Source organism: Pseudoalteromonas sp. SG44-1, from assembly GCF_014164315.1.
GTDB classification, from domain to species: Bacteria; Pseudomonadota; Gammaproteobacteria; order Enterobacterales; family Alteromonadaceae; genus Pseudoalteromonas; species Pseudoalteromonas rhizosphaerae.
The window spans coordinates 1-17640 of sequence record NZ_JACJEW010000032.1 but is presented as its reverse complement, the minus strand read 5'-3'; the positions used below and the strand labels follow the sequence as shown (position 1 = coordinate 17640).

Here is a 17640-nt window from a genome sequence, read left to right as displayed (position 1 = left end):
GATTAAACGATTGCTTTGTCCCAATATGGCGGCGTACCATAGTATCCGTTAATAAAATCAATAAAACACCTGATTTTATGTGGTAGTAATTTTCGGTGGGCATAAACAACATATAAACCAACAGTTCCCGTTGCAAATTGAGGTAAAACTTCGATCAACTTGCCACTATTAATGGCTTCACTGGCGATAAATGTAGGCTGTAATGCTATCCCTGCACCGGCGATAGCACAATCAACTAATACATCCCCATTATTACTTTGAAACTCGCTACTACGTTGCGTGTTTTTTACCCGTAACCACTGATATATTTCGTCTTTAGTATCCATTTCTGTATAGCTATAATGCAAGTATCGGTGGTTTTTTAGATCTTCAGGTTTTTCAGGAGTACCATGTTTTTCAAGGTAGTCAGGTGAGGCACATAAAATTAATCTAATGGGCGCGACCTGCTTGGCAATCAAAGACGAACTTTTGAGTCGACCAATACGCAGTGCTACATCATAACCTTCATCAACAATGTCAACTTTGCGGTCGTTCAGTTGCAAATCAACATTAACAAAAGGGTAATGTGATTGGAACTCAGTCACTAATTTACCCATGTGTTTTAACGCGAACGACACCGGAGCACTTATTCTCAGAGTTCCGGTTGGGTGCTGCTGTAAGCCCCCTAATTGTGAATCCATTTCATCAATGCTTAACAATATCTGTTGCGCATGCTGAAAATAATGAGTGCCAGCTTCAGTGAGGCTCACTTTACGGGTAGTGCGATTAAGTAACCGTACAGCAAGGCGTTCTTCTAGTTTAGAAACGTACTTACTAACCAATTGTGGTGAAAGTTGTAAGGTTGTTGCTGCATTGCTAAAACTACCTTCGATCACCACAGATACAAAGGCCCGCATTGCATCAATTCTATCCATAATTTTTCTCATATTTAAATTGATTAACAACATTTTGTTGTTAATCATTCTTTATTTGTCATCTTACTCCGCCATGACATTGATAGTAAAGTGTACTTATCCCAACAGGGTCTAATTAAAACGTAAATAAATACTTTGCTAAAGAGGAACAAATAATGAAACTAATAAACACGATACTAAAATCAGATGCAGGACTTGCCGCTTTACTACTTCGCGCGCCAATTGGTTTGATTTTAGCTGCACATGGATCACAAAAATTGTTTGCTTGGTTTGGTGGTTATGGTCTGGAAGGAACAGGTCAATGGATGGCGAGTATCGGTATTACTCCAGGTTATTTAATGGCATTACTCGCAGGCAGTGCTGAATTTTTTGGCGGGTTAGCATTATTACTTGGGTTATTGACGCGTCCTGCTGCACTTATTTCAGCATTTATCATGCTAGTGGCTATTTTTTCAGTACATATAGACAATGGCTTGTTTATGGCAAATAACGGCTACGAATATGCACTGACACTGTTTGTAGTACTGATTGCGCTAACATTACAAGGTGGTGGTCGTTTTAGTATTGATAACTTTATAGCGAATAAATTAACGTCTAGGCAGTTACAGTCCAAGCATGTTTAATCACTATTATGAAATGACGTGGATTACGGATAAATCCGCGTCTTAGCTTTGCGTTAGTTTAACTATCAAGGTTTACTTGCTCATGTTAAGTGAGCTTGTTTGGAGTAACTATGAATAATGTAGACATTGCATTTATCTCTCATGGTGGCGGCCCAATGCCACTGTTAAATGAACCAAACCATACACAATTGGTTGCTTATTTAAAATCACTTGCAAGCACGCTAAAAAAACCAAGTGCCATTTTATTAATTAGCGCTCATTGGGAAGAGTCAGTAGCGACTATTACTGCCAATGCAGCACCTGCACAGCACTTAGCAATCGGTAGCGCACTTGAAATTCAGAGATTTATGCAAGTGCAACTGGGTGTTTTTCGGAGATAAGGGGTTTTAATTCGCGTAACTATTTGATGATTAATAGAGTTCAACTTCAAGTTTTCTTAAGATCCAACCTATGAATATTAGATAGGAAGTATTTTTCACAGCTGAATTAGCTCACTATCAATAAGTATTTGAGCATCCGCAATTTTCAACAATGTCAAAATAAAGTCGCAAAGCCAAAAATAAAAGATTAGTTAATTAACTCCAAGCAACAAAGCTGCAATAGACCTCGCTTTGACCCCAATAACGTAAATGCGGACTCTCATTTGATAAATAACAATTTATATAAACATGTCTAATATAATAATTGACTATTGAGCCTGTGCTATATTAAAGTTATTATTATCATGTCAGCGGAAGTTAAAAGGAATTATAATGGCATCATTGATTATGGGTGGAAATACTAATCTTTCCCAATCAATTATAAATATAAAGCACTCTTTACCTACTAGCACAGATGTTTCTGTTTTTTGCTTAAACGGTGAAGGGAAAGTAACTTCAGACGAAGATATGATTTTTTATGGTAACCCTAAAAGCGTCTGTGGAACAATTCATATACAACCTTCTGTGATAACTGTAAATTTAGATCGTGTTCCTCCGAACATAGAAAAATTATCAGTTGTAGCAACACTTGATAAAAAGAACTTTTCTGAAATTCCCAACTTCACACTCGGATGTGAAGATTTTACATGTGAAATAAATACAGCTAGCAGGACTGAGTCAGCCTTAATTCTATTAGAAATTTACAATAGAAATAATAGCTGGAAGGTAAGACTAGTAGCTCAAGGGTTTAACGGCGGTTTAAAACCTCTAGCCGAGCATTATGGCGTTGATATAGAGGATGAACCCGTAGTTGAATCTTTATCATCTAAGATAGCACCTGTAACTACACCGGCACCAAAAGTTAATTTGAGTAAAATTAATTTAACTAAAAGTTCTCCTAAAGTTGATTTAGCCAAAAAGGCTGGCTCATTAGGTCTTATAAAAGTTAATTTAAACTGGGAAAAGGGCAAAAGCGGTTTTTTCAGTTCAGGAATCGATCTCGATCTTGGTGCATATATAGAGCTAAAAAACGGTGACAAGAGCATAATTCAAGCTTTAGGAAATCGTTTTGAATTTAGTCCTTACATTAAGTTATTAGCTGATGACAGAACAGGTGAAAGCTCAAACGGTGAGTGGATACATATAGATGGAAATAGTATTAATAACGTAAAGCGTATTATTATTTTTTCATTCATTTATTCAGGCAGTCCAAATTGGGACAAAGCAAATGCTGTAGTAACGTTACATGTGCCAGACATGCCCCCGATTGAAACCCAACTAAATGAAACGTCAAGTAATACAGGTTTTTGTGCTATCGCAGAGCTAACAGTTGAAAATAATATAGTTGCAGTAGGAAGGCTTAATCGTTTTTTCAAAGGTCATGCTGATTGCGATAAAGCATATGGATGGGGCTTTAAATGGAGTGCAGGAAGTAAATAGCGAACTATAAATTGAGAAGATCTAAGGTCTACAGGTTGATAGAGCTTGCTGTATTACACTCTTAACAGTGAAAGATTTAAAAACATATCAGATTCTGAATTCTTTATTATGAATTTTCTCTTTGCATTTCGCGCTATAAAGGCAATAAACATTAGACTAAAAAGTCTTATTACCTTGCTCTTGTTTAGATAGTTCATTATGGTATTATTTTTTTAAGTAGATACATTAAATCTGTATCGTAAGTGTTTTATTTTTATTCGTTTACATAAATTATAAAGGAGTTTTAAAATGGCAGTATCTTTACAAAAAGGTGGTAATGTTTCTCTAGAGAAAGTTGCTCCAGGGATGACAAATTGTCTATTAGGTCTAGGTTGGGATTCTCGTGCTACAGACGGCGCTGATTTTGACTTAGATGCATCAGTATTTATGCTTAATGCAGAAGGCAAGGTAAAAGCAGATAACGGTTTTATCTTTTTCAATAACCTAGTTTCTGAGTGTAAATCAGTAGAGCATACTGGTGATAACTTAACAGGTGAAGGCGAGGGTGACGATGAATCAGTCAAAGTTAGTCTTAAAGATATCCCTGCAGATATTACCAAAATTGTAGTTGCTGTAACTATTCATGATGCTGAGTCAAGAAAACAAAACTTTGGTCAAGTATCAAACGCATTTATCCGTATTGTTAACTCTTCATCAAATGAAGAAGTTGCACGTTATGACCTGTCTGAAGATTACTCAATTGAAACAGCATTGATCTTTGGTGAGTTATACCGCCATAACAGCGAGTGGAAATTTAAAGCGATTGGTCAAGGTTTTGAAGGTGGTCTTGCACCTTTAGCTCGCCAATACGGCGTATCGGTTTAATACCACACCACATTAGTTAACTAATAAATCAGTTGAAATTAATTATAGTTTCAGCTGATTTTTTTTAATATAAAGGATTTAAAATGGCAATTTCATTACAAAAAGGTCAGAAAATCAGCCTTGAAAAATCTAATGGTTCTACTTTAACAAACATCTGTGTAGGCGTTAACTGGGGAGCTATAGAGAAAAAAGGCTTCTTTGGTAAGAAAATGGTTGCAGTAGATTTAGACGCAAGTTGTGCAGTTTTTGATGCTAATAAAAAATTATTAGACATTGTATACTTTGGAAAACTAGCTTCAACGGGTATTCAGCATTCGGGTGACGACTTAACCGGTGATACTGATGGTGATGATGGACTAGATAACGAAGTTATTAACGTTAACTTGAGCCAATTACCAGCTGCTGCAGAACAAATTGTATTTGTACTTAACTCGTTCAGTGGCGATGATTTTAAAACAATTCCTTTTGCATCAATTCGTTTATACGAAGGTACACCTGGTCGCGTAGATTCAATTCACGCAGTATACGATATTGCGAACGACCCTAAATTTGCGGGTTCTGTTTCTATGATTTTAGGTAAGTTGTATAAGCATAATGGCAACTGGAAATTTTCTGCAATTGGTGAAACAACAAGCGATAAAAAACTTGAGCAAACGATAAAAACAGCTGAAAGTAGTTACCTGTAAAGTATTTATAGATATTAAAGGAGTCATTAATGGCTATTTCCTTACAAAAGGGCGCAAATGTTTCTCTTGAAAAAATTGCACCTGGTATCAGTAAATGTTTAGTCGGACTTGGTTGGGATTCTCGTTCATCAGATGGTGCCGATTTTGATCTAGACGCATCAGCGTTTATGTTGAATGAAAATGGAAAAATCATATCTGATCAACACTTCATTTTTTATGGTGCATTAACTTCTCCTTGCTTATCAATTGAGCATACTGGAGATAATTTAACTGGAGAAGGTGACGGAGATGATGAGTCTATAAAAATTGATTTAGCGGCTGTTCCTAATAACGTTCATAAAATTATTATTGGTGTAACCATTCATGATGCAAACGCCCGTTCTCAAAACTTTGGGCAAGTGTCTAATGCGTTTATACGCGTTGTTAATGAAAAGTCAGATGAAGAAATAATTCGTTATGACTTATCAGAAGATTACTCAACTGAAACAGCGATCATTTTTGGTGAGCTGTACAGACATAATAATGAATGGAAGTTTAGAGCGGTTGGTCAAGGGTATGCAGGTGGTCTGCATGCTATGGCTGTTAATTATGGCGTTAATATTGCCTAGTCGGAGAAATACGTGTTAGATACAATATTACCATTTATATATATTATTTTGTCGTGTTACTTACTGAAGTTTGCGTGCGATACATTTGAGCAGGCAGCAGGGTATTTAGGTCGTAACTTCCCACCTGGGGTTAAAGGGGCGACTGTGAATGCTATTGGTTCTAGCATGCCTGAAATGTGTGTTGTTATTGCTTGTTTATTTTGGTTTAACGACCCATCTCTAGTTATGGTTGCTTTAGGTGTTACAGCTGGTTCTGCTATCTTTAATGGTTGTGTTATACCTGCTTTGTCTATAATTATGGCGAGAGATGGAAATGGTAAATCTGTAGAGCATATTGAACTTAATAAACGCGTTTTATTACGTGATGTTTTTTGGGTTTTAACCGCAGAAATTACACTAATTGTTTGCCTTGGTTTTAATAGTTTTACAGTTTGGATGGCTGTTATATTAAATGTAATTTATTTTCTATATGCAGTTCATTTATATTTTGATGCTAAAAATCACATAAGTGGCGATGATGATGAAGAATATGAGTATGAAGAAATAGAAGATAAAGGTGTTATTGCTAATATTTTAACATTTAACTTTAATGCTTTATTCTTCTCAAACCGTACCTTTACGGCAACAAGTGCTTTAATTGTTATATCATTCGCTATTGCTGTTATTTCGGGGGCTTCTCATATATTAGTTGAAGGTGTTTTAGGCAGCGCAACAGTATTAGGTGTTCCTCAGTTTTTTGCTGGTTTAGTTTTTGGTGCTGCGGCATCATCTGTACCAGACTTAATTTTATCAGTTAAAGATGCTCAAAAAGGTGAATATGAAGATGCAGTTGCTAACCCATTAGCATCTAACACTTTTGATACAACCATTGCATTTGCATTACCATTATTAGCTTGGTTTATAATTAATGGTGTAGATTCTTTACCACTTGTACAAGATGAAAACTTAACAATATTACGTTGGTCTATTGTTGGGGTTACAGTTGCAGTGGCTGCGAGTTTATTATTTAATTATAAGAAAGTGACAAAAACCATAGCGTATTTTTTACTTGCTATGTTTACTTTTTGGGCAGCGAGTATGTACTTCGTTATTCAATAGGTATTAATTTTTTATAAAACGATATAAGCTTGATGTTAATAAAATTATGGGCTTAAATATTAAGCCCATTTATAATTATGGTGCATGAAATTCATTGCTTTTTACTCGCTTTTTCTTTAAGAACTAAAATGTTTAAATAATCATATTTTATCGCGTTTTTCTATTACTATTATTAACCGAATTATTTATTCAACAGATAAAAAATTAGTATTGTTTGTTAAATGCTGGGGTATAAAAATAGACAAAAATATTAGCTGAAAAATACAATTAACTTATCAATACATTAAAAATTTTCAGTTAAACAGGGGGTTAGCAACTGGATTTTTTATAAGCATACTTAAAATATAACTGGAAAATATGAAACATATCTACGACATTAAGGCTGGTATACTCTCGTTAAAAACGGATGAAAAAAGAGCAACATTAGATCGTATTTTGACATTTGCTTGTCGAGAGAATCCTAAGCGTCATTTTATTTTAGTAAACAAATTAATAGGACGTTATACCCCAACTTCGCCAAAGTTAATGAGGCAAACCTATAACCAATTAGCTGAAAAAATCGGAGAGGGATCACAAACCTATGTCGTAAGTTTTGCAGAGGCTGCAACAGGTTTAGGTGCAGGTGTGGCAGATAGTTTAGCTCACACGCAAAATGATGATGTTTACTTTCAACACACCACGAGGCATAAGCTTGATGAAAAGTTATGGTTTACTGTAGATGAAGAACATAGTCACGCAGTTAATCATATGTTTTATCAACCAAGTGAAAACTTGCTAAGCTTTATAGTAAAATCTAAACGACTTGTTATTGTTGATGATGAAATTACAACAGGTCGCACTATTAAGGTATTGCTTTTAAAAATACTTCCGTACTTACCCGATTTAGAAGAAATAGTGGTCACGGCAATTGTCGACCTGATGGGTGAACAAAACTATTTATATGAACTTAATTTAGATATTCCAATTCGTTATGTTTCCTTACTTAAAGCTAATATTAGTTTAGATAAAGATCCTGGTTTTAATCCTCAACTCCCTAAAAAAGTAAACTCAAAGATCTCTAGTGCGCTTTGTGCAAATGATACAGGGCGGTGTGGATTATTAATGCCTTACAAAGAAAAAATAAAGGGCATTGATACATCTCAAAGCACCGTTGTTATTGCCGATGGAGAACATCAGTACATTCCATTTTTATTGGCAGAAAGGCTTGAAAATAAAGGCGTGGAAGTCGTTTTTCAGTCTATTAATCGTTCGCCAATATTACTATGCGATGCGATAGTTAATAAATATAAAATTATAACAGTCGAAAATGATACCGAACATTATCTATATAATTTTTTTCCTGAAAACAAATCAATATTTGTCGTTAGTGAAAAAAATTATGAAGGGTTACTTTTTACTGAACAGGTTAAATACCACGAATGGAAATGCTAGCACAACGTACCTCCAGGCTATTTGTATTTACTGATTTAGACGACTCATTGTTTAAAAACCTAAAAAATACAAAAAGAGATTTATCTTTTGTAGCAACAACGAACAACCAGGGTGAAGCTCAGGGGTATTCTTCGTTGCAGCAACAAAAACTACTTGGTGTTTTTGAAGCCGCAGGTGGCGTATTTATACCAGTTACAGGCAGAAGAACAGATTCGTTTTTAAATTGTAGTTTACCTGTTATTAAAAACACACCGTATGCTGTGGTCTCGCATGGCGCTGTTATATTAGATAAATATCACAGATTGCTAGATGGATGGCATACATTTATTAACGCAGAGTTTAATTTAGCATTTTGGGAAAGTGAGTTAGTAAAAACGTTTAACCATTTACATAATCATTTTACTGCAATAGGTAACACTGTAAAGGTAAGGCTGATTACTGACCAAGGTATTACTGCTTATATTTGTGTTAAAGTTTCACGAAATGATTACAGCGAAAATAAAGCGAAAGATGTTGATTCGTATTTAAAAAGCATACTTGAAGATGACATGTTATTGCACAGTAATAGTCGTAATTTTGCAATACTACCACCTTATGCAAGAAAGGACGTTGCCGTTAGGTATATTAAAAATAAATTGAAGATAGGAGAGCATGATACGGTGTTTAGTATTGGCGACAGTAATAGTGATTTACCTTTTATGAAAGAGTCTGATTTTTTAATTGTTCCCAACGGTTCGCAAATTTTAGATAGGGAACTAAATCAATGAAAACACCACTAATTGGTAGTTATCCAGAGCATGATTGCATATTCTTATTAAAAAAAATAAAACCAGAATTTCATTCTATCGAAGATAAAGAAAGATTAATTCAAACGGGTCAATTGCATTACTCTCAAATGGTTAGCCAAGAAAGTAAGCCAACACCTGAATATGAAAAGTTATTTCATGATTTAACAGCAAAATATAAGCATAAATTAGCTGAAGAAATTCTTAATCTATCTTGCCTCATTTCCAATAATATTAAGCAAGATGTGTGTATTGTTTCTTTAGTTAGAGCGGGCACACCTATTGGCGTGCTTGTTAATAAAGGTATAAACAACTACTCACAATATAATTCAACGCATTACTCAATTAGTATTGTTCGCGATAAAGGTATTGATGTTAATGCATTGGATTATCTTATTTTTGATTTGAAAATACCTCCTCAAAGCATCGTATTTATTGATGGTTGGACTGCCAAAGGTGTTATTACTAAAGAGCTTAAAAAAGCGATTGAAGATTATAATGCCAGCCGTAAAGTTAACATAAGCAATACGTTATATGTTGTATCTGATATAGGTGGAACTGCCGATTACTCAGTTACTTACCAAGACTATGCAATACCCAGTGCGTTAATGAACTCAACAGTAAGTGGTTTAATTAGTCGCTCAGTTATTAATGAACAGATTAAAAAAGATGATTTTCATGGGTGTATTTCGTATGAGCATTTAGCTCAATATGATCATTCAAATTGGTTTATTTTTGAAATTTCCAATTGCTTTAAAACTGTATATTATAAATTAGCAGCAGTGCCAGATCAGCAGCAAAGAGAAGCACGCCATCAGCTAACTCAAAATTATATTCGTTTATTAATGAGCAAATTTAGTGTGACTGATATAAACAGAATTAAACCCGGAATTGCTGAAGCAACACGAGTGATGTTACGACGGGTGCCAGATCTTTTAATTGTAAATGACGCTAACAACCCAAATATCGCACATTTAATTACTATTGCCAACGAAAAAAGTATTGAGGTATGTGTACTACCTGAAATGCCATTTGGTGCTTGTGCACTTATAAAAGATGTAGATTAGTTATGAAAAAAATTGCAGTATTTGATTTTGACGAAACACTAGTGAAAGAAAACTCTTTGAGTTTTTTATTCAAGTATTTTTTAGGTAAAAGACCTCTTTTTACTTATCTTTTACCCATATTTACCAAACAAAAAGTATCCAGAAGAACAATAAAAAACTCAATTAAGCAGCATTTTTATATGCTTTCTTTAAACAAAAAAAGTAACGAACTAGTATTTCAAGCAGGCTTAGATACCGCTGAAAAATTAACACCTATTAAACCTGTTGTAGACAGAATGATGCATTTACACGCTCAAGGGGTAGAAATTTGGATTATTACCGCTTCGCCCCAATACTTTATTGAAGGTATAGTTAATAAACTACAATGGCCCGTTGAAAGAGTAATTGGTACATTATTGAAAGAAGATGCTAATGTACTAAATGGATTAATTGGTACAGAGTGCCAAATTGAAGAAAAAGTAGCGCGATTTAATACGTTAATTGCGGGTGAAAAATTAACGTGCTCAGTTGAAGAGGCATACGGTAATTTACCTGTAGATATCCCCATGTTAGAGCTCGCTGAAAAAAAGTTTTATGTTAAAAAAGGGCAATTAAGTCCGTTTATAAACAATTAATGGAGAATAGTATGAGTTTTTGGAATAACGTTAAAGAAAAAATAAGCGATGCAAACGATAGTTTACAAAAGAACATTGGACAATTTAAAAACAAGAAATTTGCAGATGCTTCAATGGCTATATGTGCATTAGTTGCAGCCGCTGATGGTGATATAGATGCGGATGAGCGGAAAAAAACGACTGGTTTTATTATGTCTAATGAGTCTTTAAAAGTTTTTTCTGCATCGGATCTAAAAGATAAATTCGATTTTTATTGTAATAAATTAGAAGCGGATTATGATTTTGGTAAAATAGAAGCCATTCAAGCGTTAAGTGCTTTAAAAGGTAAGCAAGACCAAGCGAGAGCTTGTATTCAATTAGGTATTATTATTGGTGGAGCTGATGGAGATTTTGACGCAGATGAAAAGCAAGCAATTAAGGATGCTTGTAATGCTGTTGGTATTTTACCATCTGAGTTTGATTTATAAATCAGTTATAAAAGCTAATGTGTAGACGAGACTCTAAGCAAAAATGTTCATAAATTAATAATGACAATTATTATCTTGTGTTGTTAGTTTATATTGGCTGTTTCCTCTGAGATTAGTTTTTATCATTACCTATTTAGGAGCTCATAATGAGACGTTTACCAGTATACCTATTATTAGATACATCTGGATCTATGTATGGAGAACCGATTGAATCTGTAAAAAATGGATTAGAAACTTTACTCTCTTCTTTACGCCAAGACCCTTACGCATTGGAAACTGCATTTTTATCGATAATTGAGTTTAACAGTAAAGCGGTTCAGTCAGTGCCACTTACAGACTTGATGTCGTTTCAAGCACCTGAACTCACTCCATCAGGTACTACATCACTAGGGTCTGCACTTACTCTATTAGCGAACAAAGTTAATGAAGAAGTCAAAACAACGACCTTAGAAGAAAAAGGCGATTGGAGGCCATTAGTTTTTGTATTTAGTGATGGTGGTGCAACGGATGACTTTCAAAAAGGCATTGATGATTTAAAAGCAACTAAAATGGGTATTATAGTTGCGTGTGCTGCTGGTCATCATGCAAAAATAGATGAACTCACGAAAATTACTGAGAATGTTGTGCATCTTGAAAATACAGACTCGAATGCAATATCAGCTTTTTTTGAATGGGTATCTGCAAGTATTTCAACAAACTCTCAAAAAGTCGAAAACGGTGAGTCTGAAGCATCACAACTATCAGACCTACCACCTCCACCACCTGAAATTAACTTAGTTGATTTAACCAAAAAGTAGGAGCTCGTCATGAGTCGACGATTACCAGTATATCTCTTAATTGATAGCTCAGGCTCTATGCAAGGAGAGCCTATTCATGCAGTTAATGTCGGTATTAGTTCAATGCTCACTGCACTCAGACAAGACCCATATGCACTTGAATCAGTATATTTATCTTTAATAACTTTTGATCGTGAAATCAAAGAAATTTTACCATTAACTCCACTTGAAAGTGCGCAGTTTTCAGAAATTGAATTACCTAAATCTGGTGCTACTCATATGGGAGAAGCGCTAGAGTTTGTAGTTGATAAAGTAGCAAAAAATGTCATTAAATCTTCTGATGAGACTAAAGGAGACTTTAGGCCCATGCTATTTATTATGACAGATGGTTCACCTTCAGACTTGATGGTATTTAAAGAAAGCCTGCCTAAAGTTAAGGCTAGTAACTTTGCTGAAATAATTGCCTGTGCAGCGGGTCCAAAAGCAAAACCTGAGTTTTTAAAACAATTAACAAAGAATGTTGTTGTATTAGACAATATGGAAAGTTCTGCATTCGCGCAATTTTTTAAATGGGTTAGTGATTCTATTGCAGCAGGCTCTATGAGCTCGGGTGTTGATGGACCATTAGAAAACTCATTACCACCTCCACCGCCTGAGTTTCAAATCGTATTATAAGGAAATAATATGCGTAGATTACCCATTTTTTTTGTTATAGATATTTCAGAGTCAATGACAGGAGAGCCAATTGAGTTGATGGAGAAAGGAATCGAGAGTATTGTTTCTTCTTTGCGTCAAGATCCTAATTCATTAGAAACTGTGTTCATTAGTATCATTGCATTTGCAGGAAAATCTAAAGTAATTGCCCCCTTAGTTGATTTAATTTCTTTTTATCCACCTAAAATTCCTGTTGGTGGTGGAACTTCTTTGGGTAGCGCATTAAATGTATTGATGGATGAAATAGATACCAATGTAAAAAAAACCACGTATGAAACCCGTGGTGATTGGGAACCTATTGTTTTTCTTATTACTGATGGGAAACCAACAGATAACCCTAGTAAGGCAATTACGCGTTGGCAAGATAAGTACGCTAAAAATGCTAGCCTTATTGCCATTACACTGGGTCTAAATGCAGATATTGATATATTAAATCAAGTTGCAAATTCCGTATTAGCGCTAGAAAATACAGGTAAAAATCAATTTTTTAAATTTATTGAGTGGGTAAGTGCATCCGTTAAAGCACAAAGTCAAATGATAGAGTTAAACAATAAAAATTCTCCAGTATCTTTAGATAAAGTTGATAACGCTGGCTTAAAAGTGATTAGGGATACCTCTGAACAGAATATTTCTGATACAAGTTGTGTAACGTTAACCGGGCGTTGTTCAACTAATCGGCGTCCTTATCTAATTAAATACATTAAACCAAGACTCGTTGAAGGTATGGAGCGCTTTATTCCAAACCATAAGTATTATCATCTCGAAGGCGCTTATAAATTAGAAGAAAGTTACTTTGAATGGTCCTCTGATAACTATGTTGCACAGAGCGTCGATACTTCTTCTCTTGATGGTATTCCGCCTTGCCCGCAATGCGGAAATCAGTCAGCTTTTGCAATGTGCGGTTGTGGTAAACTATTGTGTATTGGTGACGAGGATCTTGTTATGTGTCCATGGTGCGAAAAAAGTATTAAGTTCAGTCAAGGAAGCAGTGATTTTTCTATTACGCGAGGCCAGGGCTAATGAGCAAAGTAAAGCTTGAACAAGCATTATTTGAGATTCTACTCCAAGCTTCACTTACAAATACCAGACAGTCATTTGTTCAAAAGCGAGCTAACCAATATTTAGATCAAACCGTTGTACAGCATCATATCAATGCATTACTTAATGAACTTACTCCATTAGTAAAGAATGACAAGAGTGTGGTGCGTCTAACAACCTTTGAGGGTGGAAAATTGCATAAAAAAAAGAACAATTTAAGTGTAAATAAACAAATACCGCCTTTGGTCATTAATGTCCGATTACCTAATCTTAAAATAAATACGTTGTTTTCAGAATCAATATCTTTTGAGAGTGAAGCCAATACAAAGATCAGCTTTTTTCAAACTAAAAGTGTTGATGAATTTGAGGGAGTAGAATTTGATCCAGATAAATTAATGCTATCTGGCACAACTACTCAAGTTGGCGATCATCAGTTTGATTTATACGGTTCAACCCCACTTGCTAATGGGCAAGTTCAGAGTGTTGTTGTAAGAATAAAAGTAACTTTTGTGCCAGATCCGAAATCACTTTGGAAAAATATACCCTCAGATGAAACGGCTCGTTTTCATAAACCAGATACCCACCACGCATATTGTGAAAATAGTAGCATGTTATTAATGGGGTGCAGTGTAAGAGGGCGCTCGCATGCTCACAAAGGTATTCATCGTGATGACGATTTTAAACTCTATTGTGATAAGTCATCCGAATGGATTATAAGCTGTGTTGCTGATGGTGCAGGTTCGTGCAAATATTCTCGCCAAGGCGCATTTGTAGCTGTTAGTAATGCAACCGATTCACTTAAAGAGTCTTTAAATGGGCATTATGGCAGCGCACTTGAAAAGACATATAATGATTTTTCTAATGATAGTAACGAAGAAAACCAAAAATCATTACTCGAAGTTTACCAACATACTATTGTAAAGGCTGTTTTTAGTGCCGCTAAAGCAATAAATAATTGTGTTGATGCAAGTAAAGGCGACAGCGTAAAAGACTTCTCTACAACATTAATACTTGCCGCACATAAAAAAGTGCAAGGTGGTTACCTTGTTATTTCTTTTTGGATTGGTGACGGTGGTATTGCAATATATGATAAAAATAAAACAGTAGTGTTAATGGGCGAGCCAGACAGTGGTGAATTTGCTGGACAAACTCGATTTTTAGATAACAGAATATTTGAAGATGGTAGTGTTTACAGGCGCGTTAGAGTAGAAAAAGTTGAATCAATGAGTGCTCTTATTCTTGCTACAGATGGGATCACCGATGCATGGTTTGAAACAGAAAAACAACTAGATTCATTACCTCATTGGGATCGATTATGGAATGAGTTAGAGCCGCATATTACAAACAAGAACCGCGAAGATGGCTTAAAAGGTTTAACCCAGTGGATGGATTTTTGGTCAAAGGGTAACCATGACGATCGTACAATTTCTGTTTGCCTAGTTAAGGAGTGATTTATGACAGTTGTTAAAATAAACGCACTTGATGGCTCTACAGTAGAATTTGTTGATGAGATTATTGGTTCAGGTGCAATGAAAGATGTGTACTTTAGCCCTTGTAAATCTTATGTGGTCGCTTTTTATAGAGACGAGCTAGATCATGCAAGTATAGAACGACTAGAGATGATCACGGGTCGGTATCGTGAAAGTGTTTTTCAACATGAAACAGGTGATTACTGGAAAAACTTTTTTTGTTGGCCTGAAAAAATTGTTGAACACGACGGTCGCACAGGCATCGTTGTGCCATCGTATCAGCCTCATTTCTTTTTTGATTACGGCTCAGTCAATAATGATTTTTTAAATATCAAAGGCAAAGAAAAACAAGGTAAGTGGTTTGCATCTGCAAATAATCAAAATCGTTTTCTTGATAAACGTGAAAAAGGAGATTGGTCTAAATACTTAAAAATATCCCTTACTATTGCCAGAGCCGTACGTAGATTACATGCAGCAGGACTTGCCCACTCAGATTTAAGTTATAAAAATGTGCTTGTGTCGCCCGTCGAAGGGCTTGCAACTATCATTGATATTGATGGCCTTGTTGTGCCAGGAAAGTACCCGCCAGACGTAGTAGGCACACCTGACTTTATTGCACCTGAGGTTGTAGCCACTGCGCACTTATCTAAAACAGATCCTGCTAGGTGTTTACCAAATATATCCACTGATAGGCATGCATTAGCGGTACTAATCTATAACTACTTATTATTACGCCACCCCTTGCGAGGCGATAAAGTAAGAGATTTAGACCCACAAAAAGATGAAATGTTATCAATGGGCGAAAAAGCTCTATTTGTGGAACACCCTACAAACGCTGATAACAGAATAAAAGTAGAAAGAGTAAAAGCAACAGAGCTACCTTGGAAAGACACAAATAAACTGCCTTATACCATCACAGGTCCTTACATAAGTAAGTTATTCGAAAGAGCGTTTATTGAAGGGCTTCATTCGCCTCAGGGCAGACCAACAGCTGATGAGTGGGAAAGCGCGCTAATTAAATCGATTGATTTGATTCAGCCATGCGTTAATGATACGTGCTCACAAGGCTGGTATATTTTTGACAACACACTATCTCCAACGTGTCCTTTTTGCAGCACTAAATATCGAGGGTTGCTTCCGGTTATTAATTTCTATTCAGAAAGAGAAAAAGGTCGTTTTGTTTCTGACAATCATAGATTAATGGTGTATACGAATCAGTCATTGTACCGCTGGCACACAAATCGCTTTATTACACCGAATGAAAGATTACAAGAAAGTGATAAAAAACGACAAGGGTATTTTGTTTTTCATAATAATGCTTGGTATTTAGTGAATGAAAATATGCCTAACTTAATTAATGCGACAACAAAGGAGGCTTATACAACTGGCAGCCAAATTGAAGTTACAGACGGAATTAATTTATTAATTGGAAATGGGAGGGGCGACCGATTATTGAATATTCAAATGGTCGATAGTAAATAAAAAAGTATAAGACATACATGTTAACAACAAAACAATCATAGCAAATAAATAGCAGTTTTTGGTTTATTAAAATAGGCATCACTAGGTGACGTTTGCTCAACTTAAATTAGTTACACTAATAAATTTTTCTATAGGACGGAATATGATAAATAAAAAGGGTTTATTCGCAGCAGGAGCCGGTATTGGTGGTGGTGCTAGTGCCATTTTGGCAAACATTTTAGGTCTTCTTGATTCACCTTTTAGCAGTTGGGTTTTCACAGGTGCTATAGACGCAGCTCTCATAGGTGCTTTTCTTGTCTATGTACAAAATTATTACCAAAGTAACTCATGGAATAATACAAATAAAATACTTAATGGTGCAGCTAAAGGGCTTGGGATTGGGGCCGCAGGTGGTTTGTTAGCATTTTTGTCGATGAGCATTTTTTCTGATGGTATAGGACGACTAGTTGGTTGGAGTATCAGTGGTGCGGCAGCAGGGTATGTTGCTTCGTTAAGAATTCCTAACTTAAAAGTTCAGGTTGCATTAATTGCTGGTGCAGTTGGTGGAGCAATTGGCCTAGTTGTAATGAACCTTGGTTTAAGTTATACGATGGGTGTTGTTGTAACTGGTGCTGTAATAGGGCTTATGGTCGCAACATCAGAAGAGGTATTTCGCAAAGCATCAATTAATGTCACATTAAAACCAATTCAAACTGGAATCTCTTTAGTAAAGCCTCATAGTTTTAATTTAACACTTGGAGCAGATCCTATCTCCGTTGGGTTTACAGATGACATGGATATTAACTTAACAAGTCAAGGCATAGCAGTATTAAAACAGATTGGTAGTATTTCTCTTGAGGGTGAAAAAATATTTTTTAACTCTGAAACAGATGATAAAAAAGTCGAAATCACTAAAGGAAATAGTTTTACTATTGAAAACTGTGAGATAAGCCTAAAAGCTATAGCCTAAGTTTAGAGTGAGAACTAACCGGTTTATTCGATAGGATTACGGTTGGCGGTTCTTTTGCTTAAGCTTGATACGATTAATACCAATCTGCATAAAGATTAAGTCAATTTTATCCAGTCTCTAGAGCATATGCTTTTAACCGTATCAGGAACAGAAATGAATTTATTCCACGCTTGCGAAACCTGTTCGACTATTTCTT

Annotated in this window: 19 protein-coding genes; 18 read left to right on the top strand and 1 reads right to left on the bottom strand. The window is 35.5% G+C overall.

Annotation, left to right across the window (positions count from 1 at the left end; all coding sequences use genetic code 11):
• Nucleotides 1-2: 2 nt before the first annotated feature.
• Nucleotides 3-914 (bottom strand): LysR family transcriptional regulator, encoded by a 912-nt coding sequence (locus tag H5187_RS14930; RefSeq protein ID WP_182784965.1) that lies wholly within the window; start codon nt 912-914, stop codon nt 3-5.
• 155 nt (nt 915-1069) lie between these two features.
• Here H5187_RS14930 and H5187_RS14925 point away from each other — a divergent pair, with 155 nt between their 5' ends.
• The 18 genes from H5187_RS14925 (at nt 1070) to H5187_RS14840 (ending at nt 17444) form a co-directional block, all read left to right on the top strand.
• A complete protein-coding gene (locus H5187_RS14925; protein WP_182798001.1) occupies nt 1070-1537 on the top strand; it encodes a DoxX family protein in 468 nt (155 codons plus the stop codon).
• A 110-nt stretch (nt 1538-1647) separates the two neighbouring features.
• A complete protein-coding gene (locus tag H5187_RS14920) occupies nt 1648-1917 on the top strand; it encodes a hypothetical protein (protein WP_182798000.1) in 270 nt (89 codons plus the stop codon).
• Nucleotides 1918-2289: 372 nt separating this feature from the next.
• Nucleotides 2290-3396 carry a TerD family protein gene (locus H5187_RS14915; protein WP_182718749.1) on the top strand — a complete coding sequence of 369 codons (1107 nt, stop codon included), beginning with the start codon at nt 2290-2292 and terminating at the stop codon, nt 3394-3396.
• Nucleotides 3397-3684: 288 nt separating this feature from the next.
• Nucleotides 3685-4260 (top strand): TerD family protein, encoded by a 576-nt coding sequence (locus tag H5187_RS14910; protein WP_182718750.1) that lies wholly within the window; start codon nt 3685-3687, stop codon nt 4258-4260.
• Between the two features lie 83 nt (nt 4261-4343).
• Complete coding sequence (locus H5187_RS14905; RefSeq protein WP_182718751.1) at nt 4344-4946, top strand: TerD family protein; 603 nt, start codon at nt 4344-4346, stop codon at nt 4944-4946.
• Between the two features lie 29 nt (nt 4947-4975).
• Nucleotides 4976-5554, top strand: a complete 579-nt coding sequence (locus tag H5187_RS14900) for a TerD family protein (protein WP_182718752.1) — start codon at nt 4976-4978, stop codon at nt 5552-5554.
• Between the two features lie 12 nt (nt 5555-5566).
• The gene (locus tag H5187_RS14895) at nt 5567-6652 is read left to right on the top strand and encodes a sodium:calcium antiporter (RefSeq protein WP_182718753.1); all 1086 of its coding nucleotides are present in this window, start codon (nt 5567-5569) and stop codon (nt 6650-6652) included.
• A gap of 357 nt (nt 6653-7009) precedes the next feature.
• The gene (locus tag H5187_RS14890) at nt 7010-8083 is read left to right on the top strand and encodes a phosphoribosyltransferase domain-containing protein (protein ID WP_182718754.1); all 1074 of its coding nucleotides are present in this window, start codon (nt 7010-7012) and stop codon (nt 8081-8083) included.
• Entirely contained in the window at nt 8077-8850 is a 774-nt protein-coding gene (locus tag H5187_RS14885; protein WP_182797999.1) for an HAD family hydrolase, read from the top strand. The genes H5187_RS14890 and H5187_RS14885 overlap by 7 nt, the downstream gene beginning before the upstream one ends.
• Nucleotides 8847-9935 (top strand): cysteine protease StiP family protein, encoded by a 1089-nt coding sequence (locus H5187_RS14880; protein WP_182718756.1) that lies wholly within the window; start codon nt 8847-8849, stop codon nt 9933-9935. The genes H5187_RS14885 and H5187_RS14880 overlap by 4 nt, the downstream gene beginning before the upstream one ends.
• Before the next feature lie 2 nt (nt 9936-9937).
• Nucleotides 9938-10549, top strand: a complete 612-nt coding sequence (locus H5187_RS14875) for an HAD family hydrolase (RefSeq protein ID WP_182718757.1) — start codon at nt 9938-9940, stop codon at nt 10547-10549.
• A gap of 11 nt (nt 10550-10560) precedes the next feature.
• Nucleotides 10561-11016 carry a tellurite resistance TerB family protein gene (locus tag H5187_RS14870; RefSeq protein WP_182718758.1) on the top strand — a complete coding sequence of 152 codons (456 nt, stop codon included), beginning with the start codon at nt 10561-10563 and terminating at the stop codon, nt 11014-11016.
• Nucleotides 11017-11162: 146 nt separating this feature from the next.
• Nucleotides 11163-11813 carry a VWA domain-containing protein gene (locus H5187_RS14865; RefSeq protein ID WP_182718759.1) on the top strand — a complete coding sequence of 217 codons (651 nt, stop codon included), beginning with the start codon at nt 11163-11165 and terminating at the stop codon, nt 11811-11813.
• A gap of 9 nt (nt 11814-11822) precedes the next feature.
• Nucleotides 11823-12467: a VWA domain-containing protein gene (locus H5187_RS14860; RefSeq protein ID WP_182718760.1), complete on the top strand. Its 645-nt coding sequence runs from the start codon at nt 11823-11825 to the stop codon at nt 12465-12467.
• Between the two features lie 9 nt (nt 12468-12476).
• A complete protein-coding gene (locus H5187_RS14855) occupies nt 12477-13526 on the top strand; it encodes a TerY-C metal binding domain-containing protein (protein WP_182718761.1) in 1050 nt (349 codons plus the stop codon).
• On the top strand, nt 13526-14995 hold the full coding sequence (locus tag H5187_RS14850; RefSeq protein ID WP_182718762.1) for a PP2C family serine/threonine-protein phosphatase: 1470 nt from the start codon (nt 13526-13528) through the stop codon (nt 14993-14995). The genes H5187_RS14855 and H5187_RS14850 overlap by 1 nt, the downstream gene beginning before the upstream one ends.
• A 3-nt stretch (nt 14996-14998) precedes the next feature.
• Nucleotides 14999-16495 carry a helix-hairpin-helix domain-containing protein gene (locus H5187_RS14845; protein WP_182797998.1) on the top strand — a complete coding sequence of 499 codons (1497 nt, stop codon included), beginning with the start codon at nt 14999-15001 and terminating at the stop codon, nt 16493-16495.
• A 142-nt stretch (nt 16496-16637) separates the two neighbouring features.
• On the top strand, nt 16638-17444 hold the full coding sequence (locus H5187_RS14840; protein WP_182718764.1) for a hypothetical protein: 807 nt from the start codon (nt 16638-16640) through the stop codon (nt 17442-17444).
• The last annotated feature ends 196 nt before the right edge of the window (nt 17445-17640 follow it).

Coding starts and splice junctions, on each gene's coding strand:
- H5187_RS14930 (WP_182784965.1), bottom strand. CDS start 914: ATGGATAGAATTGATGCAATGCGGGCCTTTGTATCTGTGGTGATCGAA.
- H5187_RS14925 (WP_182798001.1), top strand. CDS start 1,070: ATGAAACTAATAAACACGATACTAAAATCAGATGCAGGACTTGCCGCT.
- H5187_RS14920 (WP_182798000.1), top strand. CDS start 1,648: ATGAATAATGTAGACATTGCATTTATCTCTCATGGTGGCGGCCCAATG.
- H5187_RS14915 (WP_182718749.1), top strand. CDS start 2,290: ATGGCATCATTGATTATGGGTGGAAATACTAATCTTTCCCAATCAATT.
- H5187_RS14910 (WP_182718750.1), top strand. CDS start 3,685: ATGGCAGTATCTTTACAAAAAGGTGGTAATGTTTCTCTAGAGAAAGTT.
- H5187_RS14905 (WP_182718751.1), top strand. CDS start 4,344: ATGGCAATTTCATTACAAAAAGGTCAGAAAATCAGCCTTGAAAAATCT.
- H5187_RS14900 (WP_182718752.1), top strand. CDS start 4,976: ATGGCTATTTCCTTACAAAAGGGCGCAAATGTTTCTCTTGAAAAAATT.
- H5187_RS14890 (WP_182718754.1), top strand. CDS start 7,010: ATGAAACATATCTACGACATTAAGGCTGGTATACTCTCGTTAAAAACG.
- H5187_RS14885 (WP_182797999.1), top strand. CDS start 8,077: ATGCTAGCACAACGTACCTCCAGGCTATTTGTATTTACTGATTTAGAC.
- H5187_RS14880 (WP_182718756.1), top strand. CDS start 8,847: ATGAAAACACCACTAATTGGTAGTTATCCAGAGCATGATTGCATATTC.
- H5187_RS14875 (WP_182718757.1), top strand. CDS start 9,938: ATGAAAAAAATTGCAGTATTTGATTTTGACGAAACACTAGTGAAAGAA.
- H5187_RS14870 (WP_182718758.1), top strand. CDS start 10,561: ATGAGTTTTTGGAATAACGTTAAAGAAAAAATAAGCGATGCAAACGAT.
- H5187_RS14865 (WP_182718759.1), top strand. CDS start 11,163: ATGAGACGTTTACCAGTATACCTATTATTAGATACATCTGGATCTATG.
- H5187_RS14860 (WP_182718760.1), top strand. CDS start 11,823: ATGAGTCGACGATTACCAGTATATCTCTTAATTGATAGCTCAGGCTCT.
- H5187_RS14855 (WP_182718761.1), top strand. CDS start 12,477: ATGCGTAGATTACCCATTTTTTTTGTTATAGATATTTCAGAGTCAATG.
- H5187_RS14850 (WP_182718762.1), top strand. CDS start 13,526: ATGAGCAAAGTAAAGCTTGAACAAGCATTATTTGAGATTCTACTCCAA.
- H5187_RS14845 (WP_182797998.1), top strand. CDS start 14,999: ATGACAGTTGTTAAAATAAACGCACTTGATGGCTCTACAGTAGAATTT.
- H5187_RS14840 (WP_182718764.1), top strand. CDS start 16,638: ATGATAAATAAAAAGGGTTTATTCGCAGCAGGAGCCGGTATTGGTGGT.